The sequence below is a fragment of the Paraburkholderia humisilvae genome (genome assembly GCF_902859855.1).
In the GTDB taxonomy this organism is placed as follows: Bacteria; Pseudomonadota; Gammaproteobacteria; order Burkholderiales; family Burkholderiaceae; genus Paraburkholderia; species Paraburkholderia humisilvae.
Map to the genome: position 1 here is coordinate 1 of NZ_CADIKH010000094.1, position 14,183 is coordinate 14,183.

General features: G+C 55.4%; 14 protein-coding genes and 1 pseudogene. 4 read left to right on the forward strand and 11 right to left on the reverse strand.

Annotated elements, in window-relative coordinates:
- Window positions 1-270: 270 nt before the first annotated feature.
- The 7 genes from HV796_RS44585 to HV796_RS44595 all read right to left on the reverse strand — a co-directional run bounded on the left by HV796_RS44585 (window position 271) and on the right by HV796_RS44595 (window position 8,076).
- Window positions 271-555: a hypothetical protein gene (locus tag HV796_RS44585; protein WP_246356256.1), complete on the reverse strand. Its 285-nt coding sequence runs from the start codon at window positions 553-555 to the stop codon at window positions 271-273.
- Between the two features lie 129 nt (window positions 556-684).
- Window positions 685-1,050, reverse strand: a complete 366-nt coding sequence (locus tag HV796_RS44590; protein WP_246356257.1) for an IS4/Tn5 family transposase DNA-binding protein — start codon at window positions 1,048-1,050, stop codon at window positions 685-687.
- A 177-nt stretch (window positions 1,051-1,227) separates the two neighbouring features.
- Complete coding sequence (locus tag HV796_RS37100; RefSeq protein ID WP_217478114.1) at window positions 1,228-2,067, reverse strand: FkbM family methyltransferase; 840 nt, start codon at window positions 2,065-2,067, stop codon at window positions 1,228-1,230.
- Between the two features lie 458 nt (window positions 2,068-2,525).
- The gene (locus HV796_RS37105; protein WP_217478115.1) at window positions 2,526-4,253 is read right to left on the reverse strand and encodes a hypothetical protein; all 1,728 of its coding nucleotides are present in this window, start codon (window positions 4,251-4,253) and stop codon (window positions 2,526-2,528) included.
- A 1,455-nt stretch (window positions 4,254-5,708) separates the two neighbouring features.
- A complete protein-coding gene (locus tag HV796_RS37110; RefSeq protein WP_175232829.1) occupies window positions 5,709-6,098 on the reverse strand; it encodes an ACT domain-containing protein in 390 nt (129 codons plus the stop codon).
- The gene (locus tag HV796_RS37115; protein WP_175232830.1) at window positions 6,095-7,267 is read right to left on the reverse strand and encodes a histidine decarboxylase; all 1,173 of its coding nucleotides are present in this window, start codon (window positions 7,265-7,267) and stop codon (window positions 6,095-6,097) included. Before HV796_RS37115 ends, HV796_RS37110 begins: the two co-directional genes overlap by 4 nt.
- Before the next feature lie 506 nt (window positions 7,268-7,773).
- Window positions 7,774-8,076, reverse strand: a complete 303-nt coding sequence (locus tag HV796_RS44595) for a transposase (RefSeq protein WP_343053064.1) — start codon at window positions 8,074-8,076, stop codon at window positions 7,774-7,776.
- On the opposite strand from HV796_RS44595, the gene HV796_RS44600 reads away from it, so the two are divergent.
- Window positions 8,003-8,452, forward strand: coding sequence for a hypothetical protein (locus HV796_RS44600; RefSeq protein ID WP_246356258.1), 450 nt, complete (start codon window positions 8,003-8,005; stop codon window positions 8,450-8,452). The two genes, HV796_RS44595 and HV796_RS44600, sit on opposite strands and share 74 nt — an antisense overlap.
- Here the strand turns inward: HV796_RS44600 and HV796_RS46100 are convergent.
- The 3 genes from HV796_RS46100 to HV796_RS37130 all read right to left on the reverse strand — a co-directional run bounded on the left by HV796_RS46100 (window position 8,418) and on the right by HV796_RS37130 (window position 10,066).
- Window positions 8,418-8,624, reverse strand: coding sequence for a helix-turn-helix domain-containing protein (locus HV796_RS46100; protein ID WP_377694441.1), 207 nt, complete (start codon window positions 8,622-8,624; stop codon window positions 8,418-8,420). The two genes, HV796_RS44600 and HV796_RS46100, sit on opposite strands and share 35 nt — an antisense overlap.
- Window positions 8,625-8,923: 299 nt before the next feature.
- The gene (locus HV796_RS37125; protein WP_175232831.1) at window positions 8,924-9,406 is read right to left on the reverse strand and encodes a GNAT family N-acetyltransferase; all 483 of its coding nucleotides are present in this window, start codon (window positions 9,404-9,406) and stop codon (window positions 8,924-8,926) included.
- Window positions 9,407-9,430: 24 nt separating this feature from the next.
- Window positions 9,431-10,066 (reverse strand): hypothetical protein, encoded by a 636-nt coding sequence (locus HV796_RS37130; RefSeq protein ID WP_175232832.1) that lies wholly within the window; start codon window positions 10,064-10,066, stop codon window positions 9,431-9,433.
- Between the two features lie 1,061 nt (window positions 10,067-11,127).
- Between HV796_RS37130 and HV796_RS37135 the strand changes: the two genes are divergently transcribed.
- Complete coding sequence (locus HV796_RS37135; RefSeq protein WP_175232833.1) at window positions 11,128-11,454, forward strand: HdeA/HdeB family chaperone; 327 nt, start codon at window positions 11,128-11,130, stop codon at window positions 11,452-11,454.
- A 57-nt stretch (window positions 11,455-11,511) separates the two neighbouring features.
- Here HV796_RS37135 and HV796_RS44605 read toward each other — a convergent pair.
- Window positions 11,512-11,658, reverse strand: a pseudogene (locus HV796_RS44605) (IS4 family transposase); the annotation flags it as partial.
- A gap of 285 nt (window positions 11,659-11,943) precedes the next feature.
- Here HV796_RS44605 and HV796_RS37140 point away from each other — a divergent pair.
- Window positions 11,944-12,321, forward strand: a complete 378-nt coding sequence (locus HV796_RS37140) for an IS4 family transposase (protein WP_246356259.1) — start codon at window positions 11,944-11,946, stop codon at window positions 12,319-12,321.
- A gap of 324 nt (window positions 12,322-12,645) precedes the next feature.
- Window positions 12,646-14,094, forward strand: coding sequence for an alpha,alpha-trehalase TreF (gene treF, locus HV796_RS37145; RefSeq protein WP_246356260.1), 1,449 nt, complete (start codon window positions 12,646-12,648; stop codon window positions 14,092-14,094).
- Window positions 14,095-14,183 lie beyond the last annotated feature (89 nt).

Consider the following 14,183-nt stretch of genomic DNA (forward strand, 5'->3'; position numbering starts at 1 on the left):
ACCCGGCGCAAAGACCATCTGGCCCGGCCTCAGAGAAGTTCATGTCGCTGCAAAAACATTGCGCCTCTTACGCGACAACGATGGTGACGACACTTCTGTATAACGGAATGCCCTAAAGGCTGATGTTTGCCCATAAATGAAGTCCTTCGTTTTGCCTGAAGACGCGATACATCTCGGTGAGTTCCTGCAGGGCGAGAAACCGCGCCATATAACGATTGGGCCGGGCGGACGATCATGCTTGCGCGCCAGATAGCCACCCAGCCGGGCGATCTAGAGTACGGCTTGTCCCAGCGATGGTGGGCCGACAGGCAGTCTGTTCGCGCTATACACGCGGCAATACAGCGCGCGCCAACCGACAGGCTGAAGCAGGACTTCGCAGGGTAAGTCGCCGCCCGGTCGGGCCAGCAATATCGCATACAGGATGTGCCAGCTGATCACGGCAAACAGCGCACGCTGCTTACGCGACTGCGTTTTGCCGAACTCATCCGGTGGGCCGATCCAGGTCTTCATGCCCGGCACACCGAGTGGGAAGCCCTCCGCCGTCACTGCCAGCACGCTATGCATCATGAAGCCACGCAGATTAGGCCGGTGCCATCGCCCAGGCCTTCAGTGGCCCGGCAGATGACCGAGGGTCCTATTCTGCACCGTCAACACAACCGGCACCTGCCCCATCCGGTCGAGTGTTTAACCAATATGCGGACTCTGCACGCCGTCGGTGTCAACCTTAGGATTGTCAAAAAAGCGGTATCCGGCCTTGAGGTCAGCGCCATCGAGCGACTGTGGAAACCAGCGTTGCGCGACCTGTAAAAGTCGGCGCGCGAGTGCGATCAAACGCTGCGTCAGGCGCGCGTCGCCCAGCTGCGCCGCGCCGAACTCATCACTCGCCCAATCGTCGGGATCACCCGTGTCAGACAATGTCGTCCATCGCCACAAAGAAATCGCGCAGTCGAAAAGTTGATAACATCGTATGTCGCGGTTTACAAGCAACGTCGCACAGAATTGTGGGTAAAGATCAGCCGGAAGCGCGAGATTTGCCGCGCGCCTGATCAAGATGCAGGAACGAAAAGCTTCGGAAGCGATTTCTATGCACGCGCAAGTGCACGAAGGCAGCCGGTATTAAGCCACTCCCAAGTGGTTTAATTCACGCCCTCCCCTGCCTGAAGGCCCCTGAAGGGCGGGGGCTTCTCGGAGCAAATCTGATGAATCGGAAAGCGATCCGTCAGCGAATTAGTCGCGCAGTACCGCCAGTGGGTGAAATGTCGCATCCGTAATCTCGGCGTCCTGCAAAACTATGTTCGACTCCCGCGGCAGCCCCACCATATTGAAGGCACCCAGCATCGGATAGAGGTTTTCCGCGTTACCCCTGTAATTTTGGGGATTGAATAGCGGACTAATGTGCCACCATAGTCTGTAGCCCAATCCCCATAGGTACGTGATGAGCGCGGCAGATTGCCCCACGCGGTCATTCTCGACATATACCACCGGTCGGCAGCGACTGATGGTATTCACTGCGCCTTGCAGCACGTTTAACTCGAACCCTTCCACGTCCACCTTCATAAGCGTTACATCCCGCCGCCCCACAATGTCGTCCAACCGTACTGAGGGCACCTTTGTGTCCAACGTCTCGGGCTCAACCTTAAGCGAAATCCCGCCAAAATTTCCCGGACGGCGATAGTCTGGACGTTCGAAGCCGACCGAGCCTGCATGCGATGTACACGCAAACGGCCACGTTGTCACGTTTTCCACTGCATTGAGCGCCAGATTGGCACACAGATTCTGGAACACAAATGGTTGGGGCTCAAACGCCATCACGTCGGCACCAACCGCTTTTGCGAACATCGCCAAGGCCACCGTCTGGCTGCCGATGTTCGCACCGACCTCCACTATTGTCCCTGGGCGGTCGATCCACCTCTTGAGGAATTGAGTTTCACACTCACAGTATTCTCCATACACAATCAACGCCCGCCCGATATATACATCGTTGCGGTTAGCGAGCATCAGGCCATATCGCGTGGAGACGAGATCGTACGGATCTGCGACGCCTATTGCCAAGCTGTCAACATCCATTCTTAAAGCCCCTTTTCTGCACACAGCCCCTCGCCGTAGGCGCATCTCCAACGGCAAGCTACGCAATGAGGAGGAGAATACCCTCCAACAAGCAATAACTTGGTGTTACGTCCTCAATCATTCGCTCGCCATCCGCAAATCGGCTGACACACAACAATACCGCGCAATGACCACGGTGAGGAAGCAGCCACGCCTCAACGGCAGAAGGCTTGATCTTTGGGTCAGCATGCTAGGCGCACGTACGTCAACATGGCAATAGATAATATAGCTTTTTACGCGCGCCAACCACACACAAAAGCCCTTCCTGTCCAAAACGGGCCAAGGCGTCGCATGCCTGAATGCAGCCCCGGAATATCACCCGCGAATTCAACATGACTCACCGTTGGCCACCGGTCGCAGATGGATGCAATGAAGCCTATCGCTCAACGGCGTGTTGAGCAAGCTCACCCGCCAACCCGCTACCGAGCAAGCTCCTCGAACACAACGCATTTGATCGCATGAGCAATCACGTTGCGGTAGACATGGTCGGCCTGAGTGATCCCTCGCGCGCTCCCCAAAAACGCCTTGTCTTTGTTACGCTGCTGCTGAACAAATCGCAAGATTTCGGTCATCAACCGATCGTCGCCAGCATTTGCCGCTGGATCAAAATTATCAAATCGATAAATTCGGTCAACGGCGACGTGAACTGCATCTCTTGATTGCTTACTTGTGACAAATCGGCCTAGAAGTGCCTTTATGAATTCCTTTTCAGCCGCGTCCGACAATGTGTTGCCGCCAAGCTGGCGACAAGCATGGCGTCCGACGGACGATTTCAACTCGGGACTCATCAGGCTTGCATAGTCCGAACCATATGTTTCCGAGATTTTTTGTTGAAGAAAATACATTGCGGCCTGACCGCGCACATCGTGATTTTCGGTACTTTCGTGAACACTGTCCGCAAGAGCCTCCCGGCCTGCAGCGAAATCCGAAAAAGGTTGATCGCCTCTGAGCGAGTCCACCACAAATGATCCCAGTAGAGTTGCCAGAATGGGAAAGACCGCGGGGTTGCGCGCCGAATCCGCTAATCCAATAGCATTCTTTAAATTGAGCACGAAAAATCCCGCTTGCGCACCAAATTCATGTAAAAAATCAAGCATCGTATGAAAACCCTGATCCACCAGTCCGTGATTAGTCGCATATTCTGTGAACGGATTAGTTTCCGGCTCGAAGCTCGTTCTCTTAAGACTGCTCCATTCATAAGCATGTTGTAAAATCCCCGGGAGATGCGTCATCATTAATGCGTTTCCGGCGGCGGCCGCAATGGCCGAGGCGCGGTCCCAACCTGCAGCCGCCGCAGTCGGATTAAGCGTCATCGCCGCTACGGCAGCAATTGAAAGCGCAGGCATGACGGCGTCCCGATACCGCTTTTCGCGGATCGCCCCCACAAGAACAGGCAAATCCTTTCCAATGGTGGGGACAAGCATCAGAACCGCAGTCAGCGCTGCCGCAGCAATATTTGAATCCTTTAGCGCCGAGTCACGACCAATCCTATCAATAAAATACGCATTGACAGTAGCCATGATATCGTCAATAGCCAAATCCCTGCCGCCAAGTACCGAGCAGTAATTCTTGCCAAAAACTTTGAGCTTGCCCATCAAGCTCTCGTTCGGCGCGTCCGCCTCGATATGTTCTAATAGCCGTGCCCGAATTGAAGGCAAAAGCGCGGCCGCGATATCCAATCTTTCCGGAGATTCGGCTGTCATTAGCGTTTTACATACCCGTGCGAGATCTTTTACCGTTGGAAGACGTTGAGCTTCAATAGCCTCCAGGTCCGAATGGCGGCTGATATAGAGCCCGTTTTCTCTCATCATTAGGTCAAGGGCCGCCTTCTTAAGGAAGCCGTTCACCACGCCGGCGGGCGAGCAATTTTTCCCCAAAACCTGTGGCCGCTCCAGACTCGGCGACATGCGCAAGCCAACTTCGCGGTTTCCAGCGATACACAGGCTTTTCGAGCGCTTTGGGAACCGCTGCAACGCGCCTTCTATTGCAAGCCCACTTCCCGCAGGATCCCATGAGCAATCCATCTCAGACAGGCTCTTTGATCGCCTTGGAATCTGCTTTTGTACGGCGATACCCGTGCTGATACCGTGCGCACTGGGTAGAGAGGACAGGTTCTGCATCGGAATCGCCGTACTCTTTTCGATCATTACATTTACTCACTGGTTGGAGGTAGCTTTAAGGAGCCCAAAAACAGCAATACCTGATCTGGGATGCACAAGCAAATAACGAAGACGATGGCAGCGCGAACAGTAATTCATTTGCGGTGGCCAACCGCGTCAACGGTTACCTTGCTGCAACGTATGTCAGTTGATTGACGCACCCGGTGGTCGGTAGCATGGCAATATTTGAGCGACGTTGCGCTGGCATGCGCTGGCAATAATCGTTTCGCGAATTTGATGGTGAATATACGCCTTTACGTTGAGTGAGCCCGTTAACACAGGCCACGCACGACAAACCAACACGTACGTGAATGCCCCGGGGGCACGCGCCGTCTCATTTATATTTTCGAGCAAGATCGCTTAATCGTGCCGATAAAAATATCCCGGTTATTTGGCGCAACTCGCTCGAGCAACGCTCTCTCGCTCGATCGGAGGGCATCATATCCTTATGGCGCTTGACGCCTCAATCAAAGATTTCGCATTTTCGTCGAATTTTTCGCATCCAGTCGCCCAAGCGGAACTCGAAACTGCGATGTCGTGCAATACGCGCCCGCTTTTAGGCCTTCATCTTCATGAAAGTGTCTAGCTCATTCTGGGAGTCCTTCACCTCATCCGGCTCCAACAAGATTTACCGCACTCAAATATGTAACGGCAAAGCCGCGAATGCGCCAGGTCGTTTCTTATACGGGGCCGGAAGTCGAACCTATCATTCAAGATAAATATTCTGTTATGCAGAATAAATCTCCTTCGCCCAATCTGCGTGGCCGCCGGCTGCGACTAGACGCACACTGGGCGCGGACAACGTGACGCCTAGCGACCCCATACGATTTGTAGCCTTGCATTTCGTTGTTGTTCAGGTCAAGGTGTCAGTTGCGCCGGCCGGTTCGGGTTCGAGCTTCTCTCCGTGCCGGCGGCCTGGAAAGCCGGCCACCTCATGCCGCATGCACGAGGCACTGGCGCCACCCCGTTACCGGCGCGCTCCATCCAGGTACACGATCACCCGCAACGTATAATCCGAGGGTGTCTCGGGCGCGTTGACCTTTACTTGCTGTCAGCCGGGCTTACTGCCGCTGCCCTTCTGCATAGCATGTTGCGCTGCCAACAGAATTCATCCACGAAGCGCGAACAGATACTCACATACAGGAGATTACCAGCCCGGCAAGCGTGGCCGCCGGCTCGGACGCTGGCAGTTGGATCACAAGCAGGCCATCACAATTCGCAGACTGAACTCGAACTGGTGACCTCGCCATTCTCCTCGACCGCGTTGAAAATTAAGGTCGTTTCGTCAAACCGGGGCGCTGCCGCTAGAGAGTTTCTCGTTGCTCAGTGAGCCGCCGCCGGGTTTGAGGTTTGCACAGCGTGCGTCGCCTGCGCAGCCACACGCGGACCGTGCTACTGTCCGCTGAAATCAGAATATTCAGATCTGTTGCCACCTCTCAGGTCTTAGACCACGCGATCTGCAAGCAGTTGTCTCGCCCGCTCATTGTCGCTTGTCGCAATGGTCACGAGGCAGTTGTTAGACTGACGGCTGACGGTACGCATCATCCGAATGTCAATGGTCGCCTCAGACAGCTCCCGTGCAACGCGCACAAGGGCACCAGGGACATTCTCAACTCGCAACGTCAAGACCGTCTCGGCCATGACTTGGCACCCCGCCCGGGTGAGCACCGTCACCGCCAATGGGAGATCATCGACGTCGATGTGCAGGATCGCAGCTGTGCCAATCACCCGCCCGTCCATGACGGCGATGTTGATGCCGTTCGAGCCGAGCAGGCCGGCGAGTTCGGCAATCACGCCCGTGCGGTCAGCAGCAATAACGGTAAGGGAGTTCATGCTTGGCCTGACTTCTCGCTTAAGTGCGAAATCGAAGTGCTGTCGGCGCTACAGTGCTCGCGCCGTTCAGCCACCATGTCGTCTACCAGCGCATCGATCTGCGCGCGGGTGACGTTAGGCATAACGATCAGATGTGATTGCTGCTCCTGAGTGGCAAGCTGCCAACGGGCCTTGATCGCATCACTCACTTTCGGGAATACCACAGTCAGCGCCTGCGGATTACGCCAGGCCGCAATGCCTGCCGCTTTCATGCGCTCCTCCGCATAGGTCGCGAGTTCAAGCGCCGAGGCCGCGCGCCGGCGCAGCCCTTCCACGCCGAGCTCCTTGATTCGATACCAGAGTACAAGCGGCGTAAAGCCATTGCGCGAACCGGTGATGGTCGTGTCCAGCGAGCCAATATAGCCGATAGAGCGCGCGATTCGCTCAACGTGTCGCTTGCGCGCGATCACGATACCGCACGGCATCGGTGAGCCAAAAAATTTGTGGCCGCTAATCGAGACCGAGTCGGCGCCGTCGGCAAAATCGAACGCGGGACGCGGCTCGAGAAACGGCGCAAAGCCGCCGCAAAGCGCCGCGTCCGAGTGAATGTAACGATCTCGAATCGCGAACTGGTCAAGGATGTCTCTGATCTTGACGATGTCATCACGCGCCTCGGTCATCGTTGTGCCAACATTGGCAAAAAGAATCGCGGGCTTGTCACGGTTGATGCGCAGAGTCTCCGCAAGATCCTCGTAGTCAATTTCGCCGTTCGGCTGGCTGCGGATCATGATCGAGCGCAAGCCGAGGAAGTGGATGTTCTTCACTACCGAGTAATGCATGTCCTCGGAGAAGTAAACGACGCCGTTGGGCAACAGCTCGCGGGCCAGGTAGAGGCCGTAAAGATTGCCTTCAGTACCGCCATTGGTGACGTAACCCCAAGTCTCGCCAGCGCGAGCGCGCAGGAGGTCGGCAACAAAGTCCACAACCTCGCACTCGAACCCGCGGGTGCCAACGGCAAAGGTCGATTCCACGAACGGGTCACCAAGGTTGTTCATCGGAAAGCGGAGAAACCGCTCGAGCGGCGCCATCTCGAAGTCTTTGGAGACAGGGTAGCCCAGGAAGCGTTCCGTGGCCTGCTCGAGCGCCGCGTAAAGCGCGTCGAGCCGACGGATGTCATGTTCGGTCAGCATGATTGAGTCACTTCGGATTGTCGGACAGGATGCAACACGCGGGCAAGGCTCGTGACCAACGCACCAGCATGAAGTTCGTGCATTCTACGCCACCGCGCCGGAGAGAATGGCGTTTTGCGACCGTAGCAGTGTACTGGGACATCGTGTGCTTGACTGCTGCCCTCCCTGAAGGATCCCTGAAAATAGGTGATTCCCACCTCACTTAATAAAACCCGACATCGCCCCAATGAGACATGGGATTTACGCTCTCTCCATGGGCTGACATTGCCAGTCCGGCAGCCAGAACATTGCGAGCGGCATTCACGTCGCGCTCGTGGACGGACCCGCATTCCAGGCACGTCTATTCGCGACCGTTCAATGGCATCCCGGCTACGATATGCCCGCAGTCGCTGCATCGCCTGCTGGACGGATACCAGCGCTCGATACCGATCAACGTGCGCCCCGAACCTCCCGGCTTTGTACGTCAGTTGCCGCACGAACTCGGGCCAGCTTGCATCGCTGATTGACTATGGGAGCATGCTGTTCTTCTGCATATTGCTGACGGCAAGGCTTTCGACGGTGATCACCTGGTTCGCGTTTATCAGCCGGGTCGAAAGCTTACGCAGGAAGTCCCAGCGGGTGCCTGCCACCTCGGCATACAGTTTTGCCACCTTCAGCTTCACTTTCCTGCGGTTGGCAGAGCCGATCTGATTCTTCGCGAGTCGGCGTCGCGACTTCGCGAGTTTCGATTCGTTCTTGCGGAACGTGTCCGGCGCGGCGATTTTCTCGCCCGTCGAGAGTATTGCGAAGTGGGTCAGTCCAATGTCGATGCCGACCTGCCTCTTCGCCTTCTTCTTTGGCTATACCCCGTCGTCGCATAGGATCGAGACATGGAATCAGCCGGCGGTGTCCATGGACACCGTGACCGTCGTAGGCTTCACGCCCTTCAGCCACGTGCGCGACCGCCGGATTGCAGGCGGCGCGTCCATCTTCGCGAGCTTCAGAGAGGAGCGATCCCACTTGAAGGCGCTCGCCGTGTACCCGGCTGACTGGACGCCATCCTTGCGCCGGAAAGTTTGGATACTTCGCCTGCTTCTGGAAAAGAAATTGGCGATGCGGTGTGCAAGTGCCGCAGCGCCTGCAGCACAGGCACGCTCGACACTTCATTCAGTCATGCATGTCCGGGGGGCTTCCCGAGCGCCGTAAGCGCTGCGGAGGTCTTATGGTAGCCAACACGCTTCTGCCGCTGATACCAGGCATCGGTGCGCAGCCAGAGCATGTGGTTGTACGCAAAGCGCGCAGTCGAACGTCCGGGCAAGAATCGCTTCCTGCCCGGGGCGTCGGGTAGAACCGGAATCGGTACGCGTTTGCTATTCATTCGCACATCTTCTCATGCGTTTATGTGAGGCCATTTAGATGAGGTAGCTTTTAGCAATCGGGAGAAGGGCGTGCTGCGCACACCGCGATATCCATTCCCGGCCTGAAGGCCTCCGGGTTTCCCCCGCAAATCCGATGAAAGCCAAACCGTTCAATTATATTATTCAAGATATTTTAGAGGCACGGCACACTAGCCGGAAACATCTTGCGGGATATAATATTTACTGCTGCGATGTCGTTTTGGTTACCACGATCCAAACCGCCGTATGCGCTGACAAGTATGCAATTTAACGAAGTGACTCAAGCGGAAATGCCGACGAACGCGTCGGCTCGCCCATCCAGTTCGGTCAGCAGAGCTTGCAAATAACGACCGCGCAAAAAACGACATTCCTGTCGCAACATACCGTACATGATGAAGTCTGTTCCGTCTCGTGCGCCTTGCCGCATAACACCTTCTCGGACGAATCCGAGATGTTGGTCCAACCGTTGCGCCTCGAGGTTGTCGGTGCGCACGAGCCCAGTCACACGGTTGCATCCTAGTACTTGAAAGGGATACATAAACGCCGCACAAACGAACGCGCGCGTAATCACGTGGCGCGATCCTTGAAGCGAGAAATGCATCAACACATTGGGCCCGTTGTGCCCTTGGTAGAGAACGCCAGCGACGATTTGTCCACCCTTCTCAAGTCCGATTGTCGTGCAGTTATCGTATCGGGCTTCCCCAGTCATGGCCGCAACGAAGTTGGTCACTTCATCGCTACGATCAAAAATCAGCCTGATCATTATATTCAGCCAGTAAAAATGAGCCTATTTTGGTAACGGAATACCGAACTGCTCAAGCGTCGGATTTGCATTATCAGCGAACTCAGCCTGATGTTGCGCCTTTTGGATCGTATCCACAAGCCACATTACGCCCAGCACCATGTCCGGTATGGCCAGAGCCGCGTCAGCAATCCATCCAACAGGACCGGTAAGCGCCAGCCCTTCCATGGTGGCGCTCAGCCCGCCAGCCACAACACGAACGGCGGTACGAGCAGTCGCTCCAAGTACGCGAGATGCCGCGCGTTCGGCAAGCTCTGTACCTGTGGACCCGGTGAGTTTGGCAAGTTGTCCTGTAATCGTCTTCGCTTGGCTAGCTACGTCGCGTGCCTTCTTAATTTTGTCTGTTACGGTCTTAGCTGTTTCCACTCCATCGCGGACAGTACGCCGGCTGCCTTGAACCGATTTGGGAGATTCTTCACTACCGGACGTTTGAAGCGACTCAGGGATGCCACCAGCCTGCTCGAAGAGCATGTTAAGGTTCTGCATTGCCGGTGGCACCGTCTTGCCGAGATAGGACACGGTCTGCGGATCGTTGGCCAGCGTCACGATGTCCTTCTGCAGTGCCGACAGTGTAGCGCCCACGCGAACTGGCGCGGTGAGCAGCGAGGTAATGGTTAACATCACGCCCAACTTCCACGCGAAATTTACACCCACCGCTGGTCGGGCACCGGTTTTCGGGCGGCCACGCTGCGCTCTCCCCACACATTTGACAGCCGTCATACGCGAACGCCTGTCTCTACGAATTGGTCTTGACGGCACAGCCTACGGCATTGCCCTTGTGTGCATTGGTTGCCATAGTGGCGAGAAGATTTGCCTCGCTACGAACGCTCCGCTCGGAGCAGAGTCCGTTCGTGATGTCGTTGGAAATCTTGGCCTGCGAATGTTCTGGCAGATCATCTTACGTAACGCAGGCGATCGCCAGACTCCTTAAATGCGCCAAATCCGATTAAATCGACACTAAATCCCATAAAATCACCAGAAAAATACTCACGTAACTGACCTCGCTCCAGAAATTTTTGGACCAAATTGAATCAATTCGCGTGAAAAATACAGCATGAAAGCACGCTAATTCACGGCATATCTCTGGGCTATCTCAGAAAAAATCGTAAATTTATTGAATATATAATATTTAACGTTAGATTTCGTGAATTGACGATATGTGATTTTGTCGATGCGGTCGCGTTAGGGAAACGTTGATTCGACTCGTCGGCTATCCCAGATATGGCCGAGGGACGTTGTAGGAACAAGCTTACGGACCGGACCATGGTCATGAAGCGGCATATCGGCTTTGAAGAGGTGGAAAGTGCGAAGCCAACTCCGCCGCGAAGTTTAACTGCATGGGAGCCCGGGACAGTAACCTTTTCAACGATGCACACGTGAAATTTTCACGGTTGCACGTGCTGCCGCATATGTCATTAACATAACATCACTTTTCCAGGCACCGCCAGAACCATCACATGCAAAGTTCGCCAAATATAATCTCTGCAGACTCTTAGTTTACTTGCGACACAGGGTTGTGTACAAAGAGACTCACTACACGCTGATTTCGCAGCCATTTTGCGACTGACGGGCCGTGCAGCCCCTCCCCCGATTGAGCGGTGTGACGCGCACTCTAGTGAGGGCCTTCGGCCAACTCGTAGACCAGCGGGGCGAAACCTCTTCACAGCTGACCCGGAGATTCTATGAAAATCATGAATGTACTTATAGCTTTGGTGTGTACGTTTTCTGTTGCTGCCGTTCAAGCGCGAGAAGTCAAAGTGAGCCCTGCAAGAATGTCATGTGCGGACTTTACTGTGGTAGACGAGGCGTATCAACCCGCCCTCGTCTACTGGGTAGCCGGCGTTGATAAGTTAGGCGTGAGAGAAACAGACACCTTCGTTGTCGATACGGCACATCCAGTCAGCGAGACTGTCGTGGAAGAATGCAAGAACGATCCACAGGCACCGTTCATGTCAAAGGTAAGGTCGTTGATCATCGCAAAGAAAGTTTCTCTCCTTGAACATCATTAGGATATCTTCTATATAGACCCACCCTTGATTTCAAACTTGCCTAGCAGACTGCCACGGGCTACGGGTTATGCTTATAAAATGAGCCACCCTCCAGGCCACCACCAGAAACAACGCCAACGCACGCTCGGGTCGCTCAATCGTGCCGAGCTGCAGCTCTTCGACCTGACAGCCGTCCTTGAGAACGTTGAACAGAGGCTCTATTTCCATCTCGCCCGCAAGTGCCTAGGCGCGAGCCGCCTAACCACAAACCCCGGTCTAATTCGGCGGAAAACAACAGGACTACCTGCGTCCTTGGATTCGCCGCGCAACCCCAGTTCCTCCGGCGCCGGCGTAAGGGCGTCGGTCACGGCTTTCAGCTCCTCGCGCCTCGTAACAAGCTGACGCACCTGCAGCTCCAGATGGTCGGCTTGCGCGTAGAGTACGAAGACTCTCGTGCAGCAACTGCAGCGATACACTGCGCGGCGCTGAACGATCAAGACCTGGCACCGGGTGCTCAAGAGCGGCTGCCGCATCGAGGCTCGCCAGTTCGGCACGCTCGAACGCTTTGTCCGGGCCACCTCCCTGTTCGCGGTGATTGCCTGGCGTATCCTCTACGCCACGCTGCTGGCTCAGCTGGACGGTGACCTGCCTTGTGAAGTAGTCCTTCAACCCGTCGAATGGCAAGCCCTGTATTGCCGCGTACATCGAACCACCCGACCACCGGACACGGTGCCGTCTCTGCACCAGGCGATACGATGGATTGCCACCCTGGGCGGCTACCTGAATCGCCGTCAAGATCCACCCCCCGGCGCCACCGTCATCTGGCGAGGTTTCCTCGTCTTGCACGAAATCACGGAGATGTTCCGCATCTTTAACTCAGGTCCATAAGTTGTGTGTAAAGCTCAGCCCTGAGGGGCGAGGTTTGCCGCGCACCTGATCAAGCATTCTGCTTGACAGTTCTTGACAAAGTGAGGCTCACATTTCCGTAAGATGGAAATGAGACGTTGCGGAAATGCCCTGGAAAATTCTTGAGTGAGGACGTCAACGACAAGCGCATGCTTGCTTCGCGGACCAATGGCGCATGCAAGCTGTGAGAGCGGCGACCTTAAAGGCTTTAGAGAGTTCACGGATGGACTGAGTTCCGATTCTGGCCAATATTCCATGAGTGTTGGCCAGAGCCGTCCGCACCTTGCCTGTCACGGGGAAACACACATGGATAACTTCGACGTACGAGAGTCAGAAGCACAACTTCAGCACATCCGGGAATTGCCCTTAACGCCGTCAGACCAGTATGGTCCGCTGTTTTTTCACGTGCAGTCCGCGCATATATTTCAGGATAGCAAGTCTTTTCCAGACATGGATCCCATTGAGGAACCCGCAGTCATCGTATCCGCATATGAGCGGGAAAAGCACCAGCCCGGATTTGATCTGAAAGCGTTTGTTGGGGATCATTTCACGATAAATAGCCCCTCCGTCAGCAAATCGGATCGTTCGTCACCGAGATCGTTGCTTACTCATGTTCACGCGCTGTGGGACGAGCTATATCGCGAACCCCGGAAACAGCGCATCGATTCTTCATTGCTCGCATTGCCGAATCCGTATGTTGTACCGGGTGGCCGGTTTGATGAGATTTATTATTGGGATTCCTATTTTACTATGCTAGGACTCGGGCAAAGTGGGCGCAATGGCCTTGTGAGGTCCATGCTCAACAATATTGCGTCACTAATTGCGCAGTATGGGCACGTTCCTAATGGAAATCGTACCTATTACCTGAGCCGCTCGCAGCCCCCATGGTTTGCGAAGATGGTGCAGTTGGTTGCGGAAATGGATGGAGACCGAGTTTATGCCGGTTATCTTCCACAACTGAAGCGCGAATACGAGTACTGGATGAACGGCGAAGCCGGGCTGCCGCCGGGCGAAGCATGCCGGCGCGTGGTGCGTCTTAAGGACGGTACCTTATTGAACCGGTATTGGGACGATCGCGCAACGCCCCGTGACGAGTCTTGGCGCGAGGACGTCGGGACAGCACGGCGCACGTTCGCGCGCGACTCCGGCGATCTTTGGCGCAACCTACGTGCAGGCGCTGAATCCGGCTGGGATTTCAGCTCACGCTGGTTTGAAGACGGACAGACGCTTGGCTCAATCGAAACCGCATCCTTGCTGCCAGTCGATCTGAACTGCTTGCTTTTCGACCTCGAGTGCACCCTTGCGCACGCATGCGGCGTGGTTGGAGATGCAACTAACGCGGAAAACTTCGTTCGTCGCTCGATCAATCGCGCCAATGCCATCCGCAACTATCTCTGGGATCCTTCACTACAGGCGTTCGGCGACTATCACTTTGCTCGTCGCGAACTGACGCACCGGCTAACCGTTGCGACCGCCTATCCGCTGTACATGGGCGTGGCTACCCGCGACCAGGCGAATCGCGTTTCATCGACGCTACGTAGCGAGCTGCTGCGAGAAGGAGGACTTGCGATTACGCTGAACAGAACCGGCCAGCAATGGGATTTTCCCAATGGTTGGGCACCAATGCAATACATCGCGGTTCAAGGGCTACGGCGATACGGTTATCGCGATCTCGCCTGCTCAATTGCGGCTCGCTGGATTCGCACCAATCTCACCTACTATCAGCACACGGGCCTACTATTGACCTTTCCATAAATCATGACGTCACCACAAGGTTGCCTGAATCCAGCACGCGGCGATGATCGAAGGTCGGTGCTGAGCGCTTTTGAGCTTGTTGCGAGCGA

Excerpts from the sequence above, each read along its gene's own strand:
- HV796_RS37110 (WP_175232829.1), bottom strand. The coding sequence starts at position 6,098 with ATGAACTCCCTTACCGTTATTGCTGCTGACCGCACGGGCGTGATTGCC.
- HV796_RS37125 (WP_175232831.1), bottom strand. The coding sequence starts at position 9,406 with ATGATCAGGCTGATTTTTGATCGTAGCGATGAAGTGACCAACTTCGTT.
- treF (WP_246356260.1), top strand. The coding sequence starts at position 12,646 with ATGGATAACTTCGACGTACGAGAGTCAGAAGCACAACTTCAGCACATC.
- HV796_RS37135 (WP_175232833.1), top strand. The coding sequence starts at position 11,128 with ATGAAAATCATGAATGTACTTATAGCTTTGGTGTGTACGTTTTCTGTT.
- HV796_RS46100 (WP_377694441.1), bottom strand. The coding sequence starts at position 8,624 with ATGAATAGCAAACGCGTACCGATTCCGGTTCTACCCGACGCCCCGGGC.
- HV796_RS37105 (WP_217478115.1), bottom strand. The coding sequence starts at position 4,253 with ATGATCGAAAAGAGTACGGCGATTCCGATGCAGAACCTGTCCTCTCTA.
- HV796_RS37115 (WP_175232830.1), bottom strand. The coding sequence starts at position 7,267 with ATGCTGACCGAACATGACATCCGTCGGCTCGACGCGCTTTACGCGGCG.
- HV796_RS37100 (WP_217478114.1), bottom strand. The coding sequence starts at position 2,067 with ATGGATGTTGACAGCTTGGCAATAGGCGTCGCAGATCCGTACGATCTC.
- HV796_RS37130 (WP_175232832.1), bottom strand. The coding sequence starts at position 10,066 with ATGTTAACCATTACCTCGCTGCTCACCGCGCCAGTTCGCGTGGGCGCT.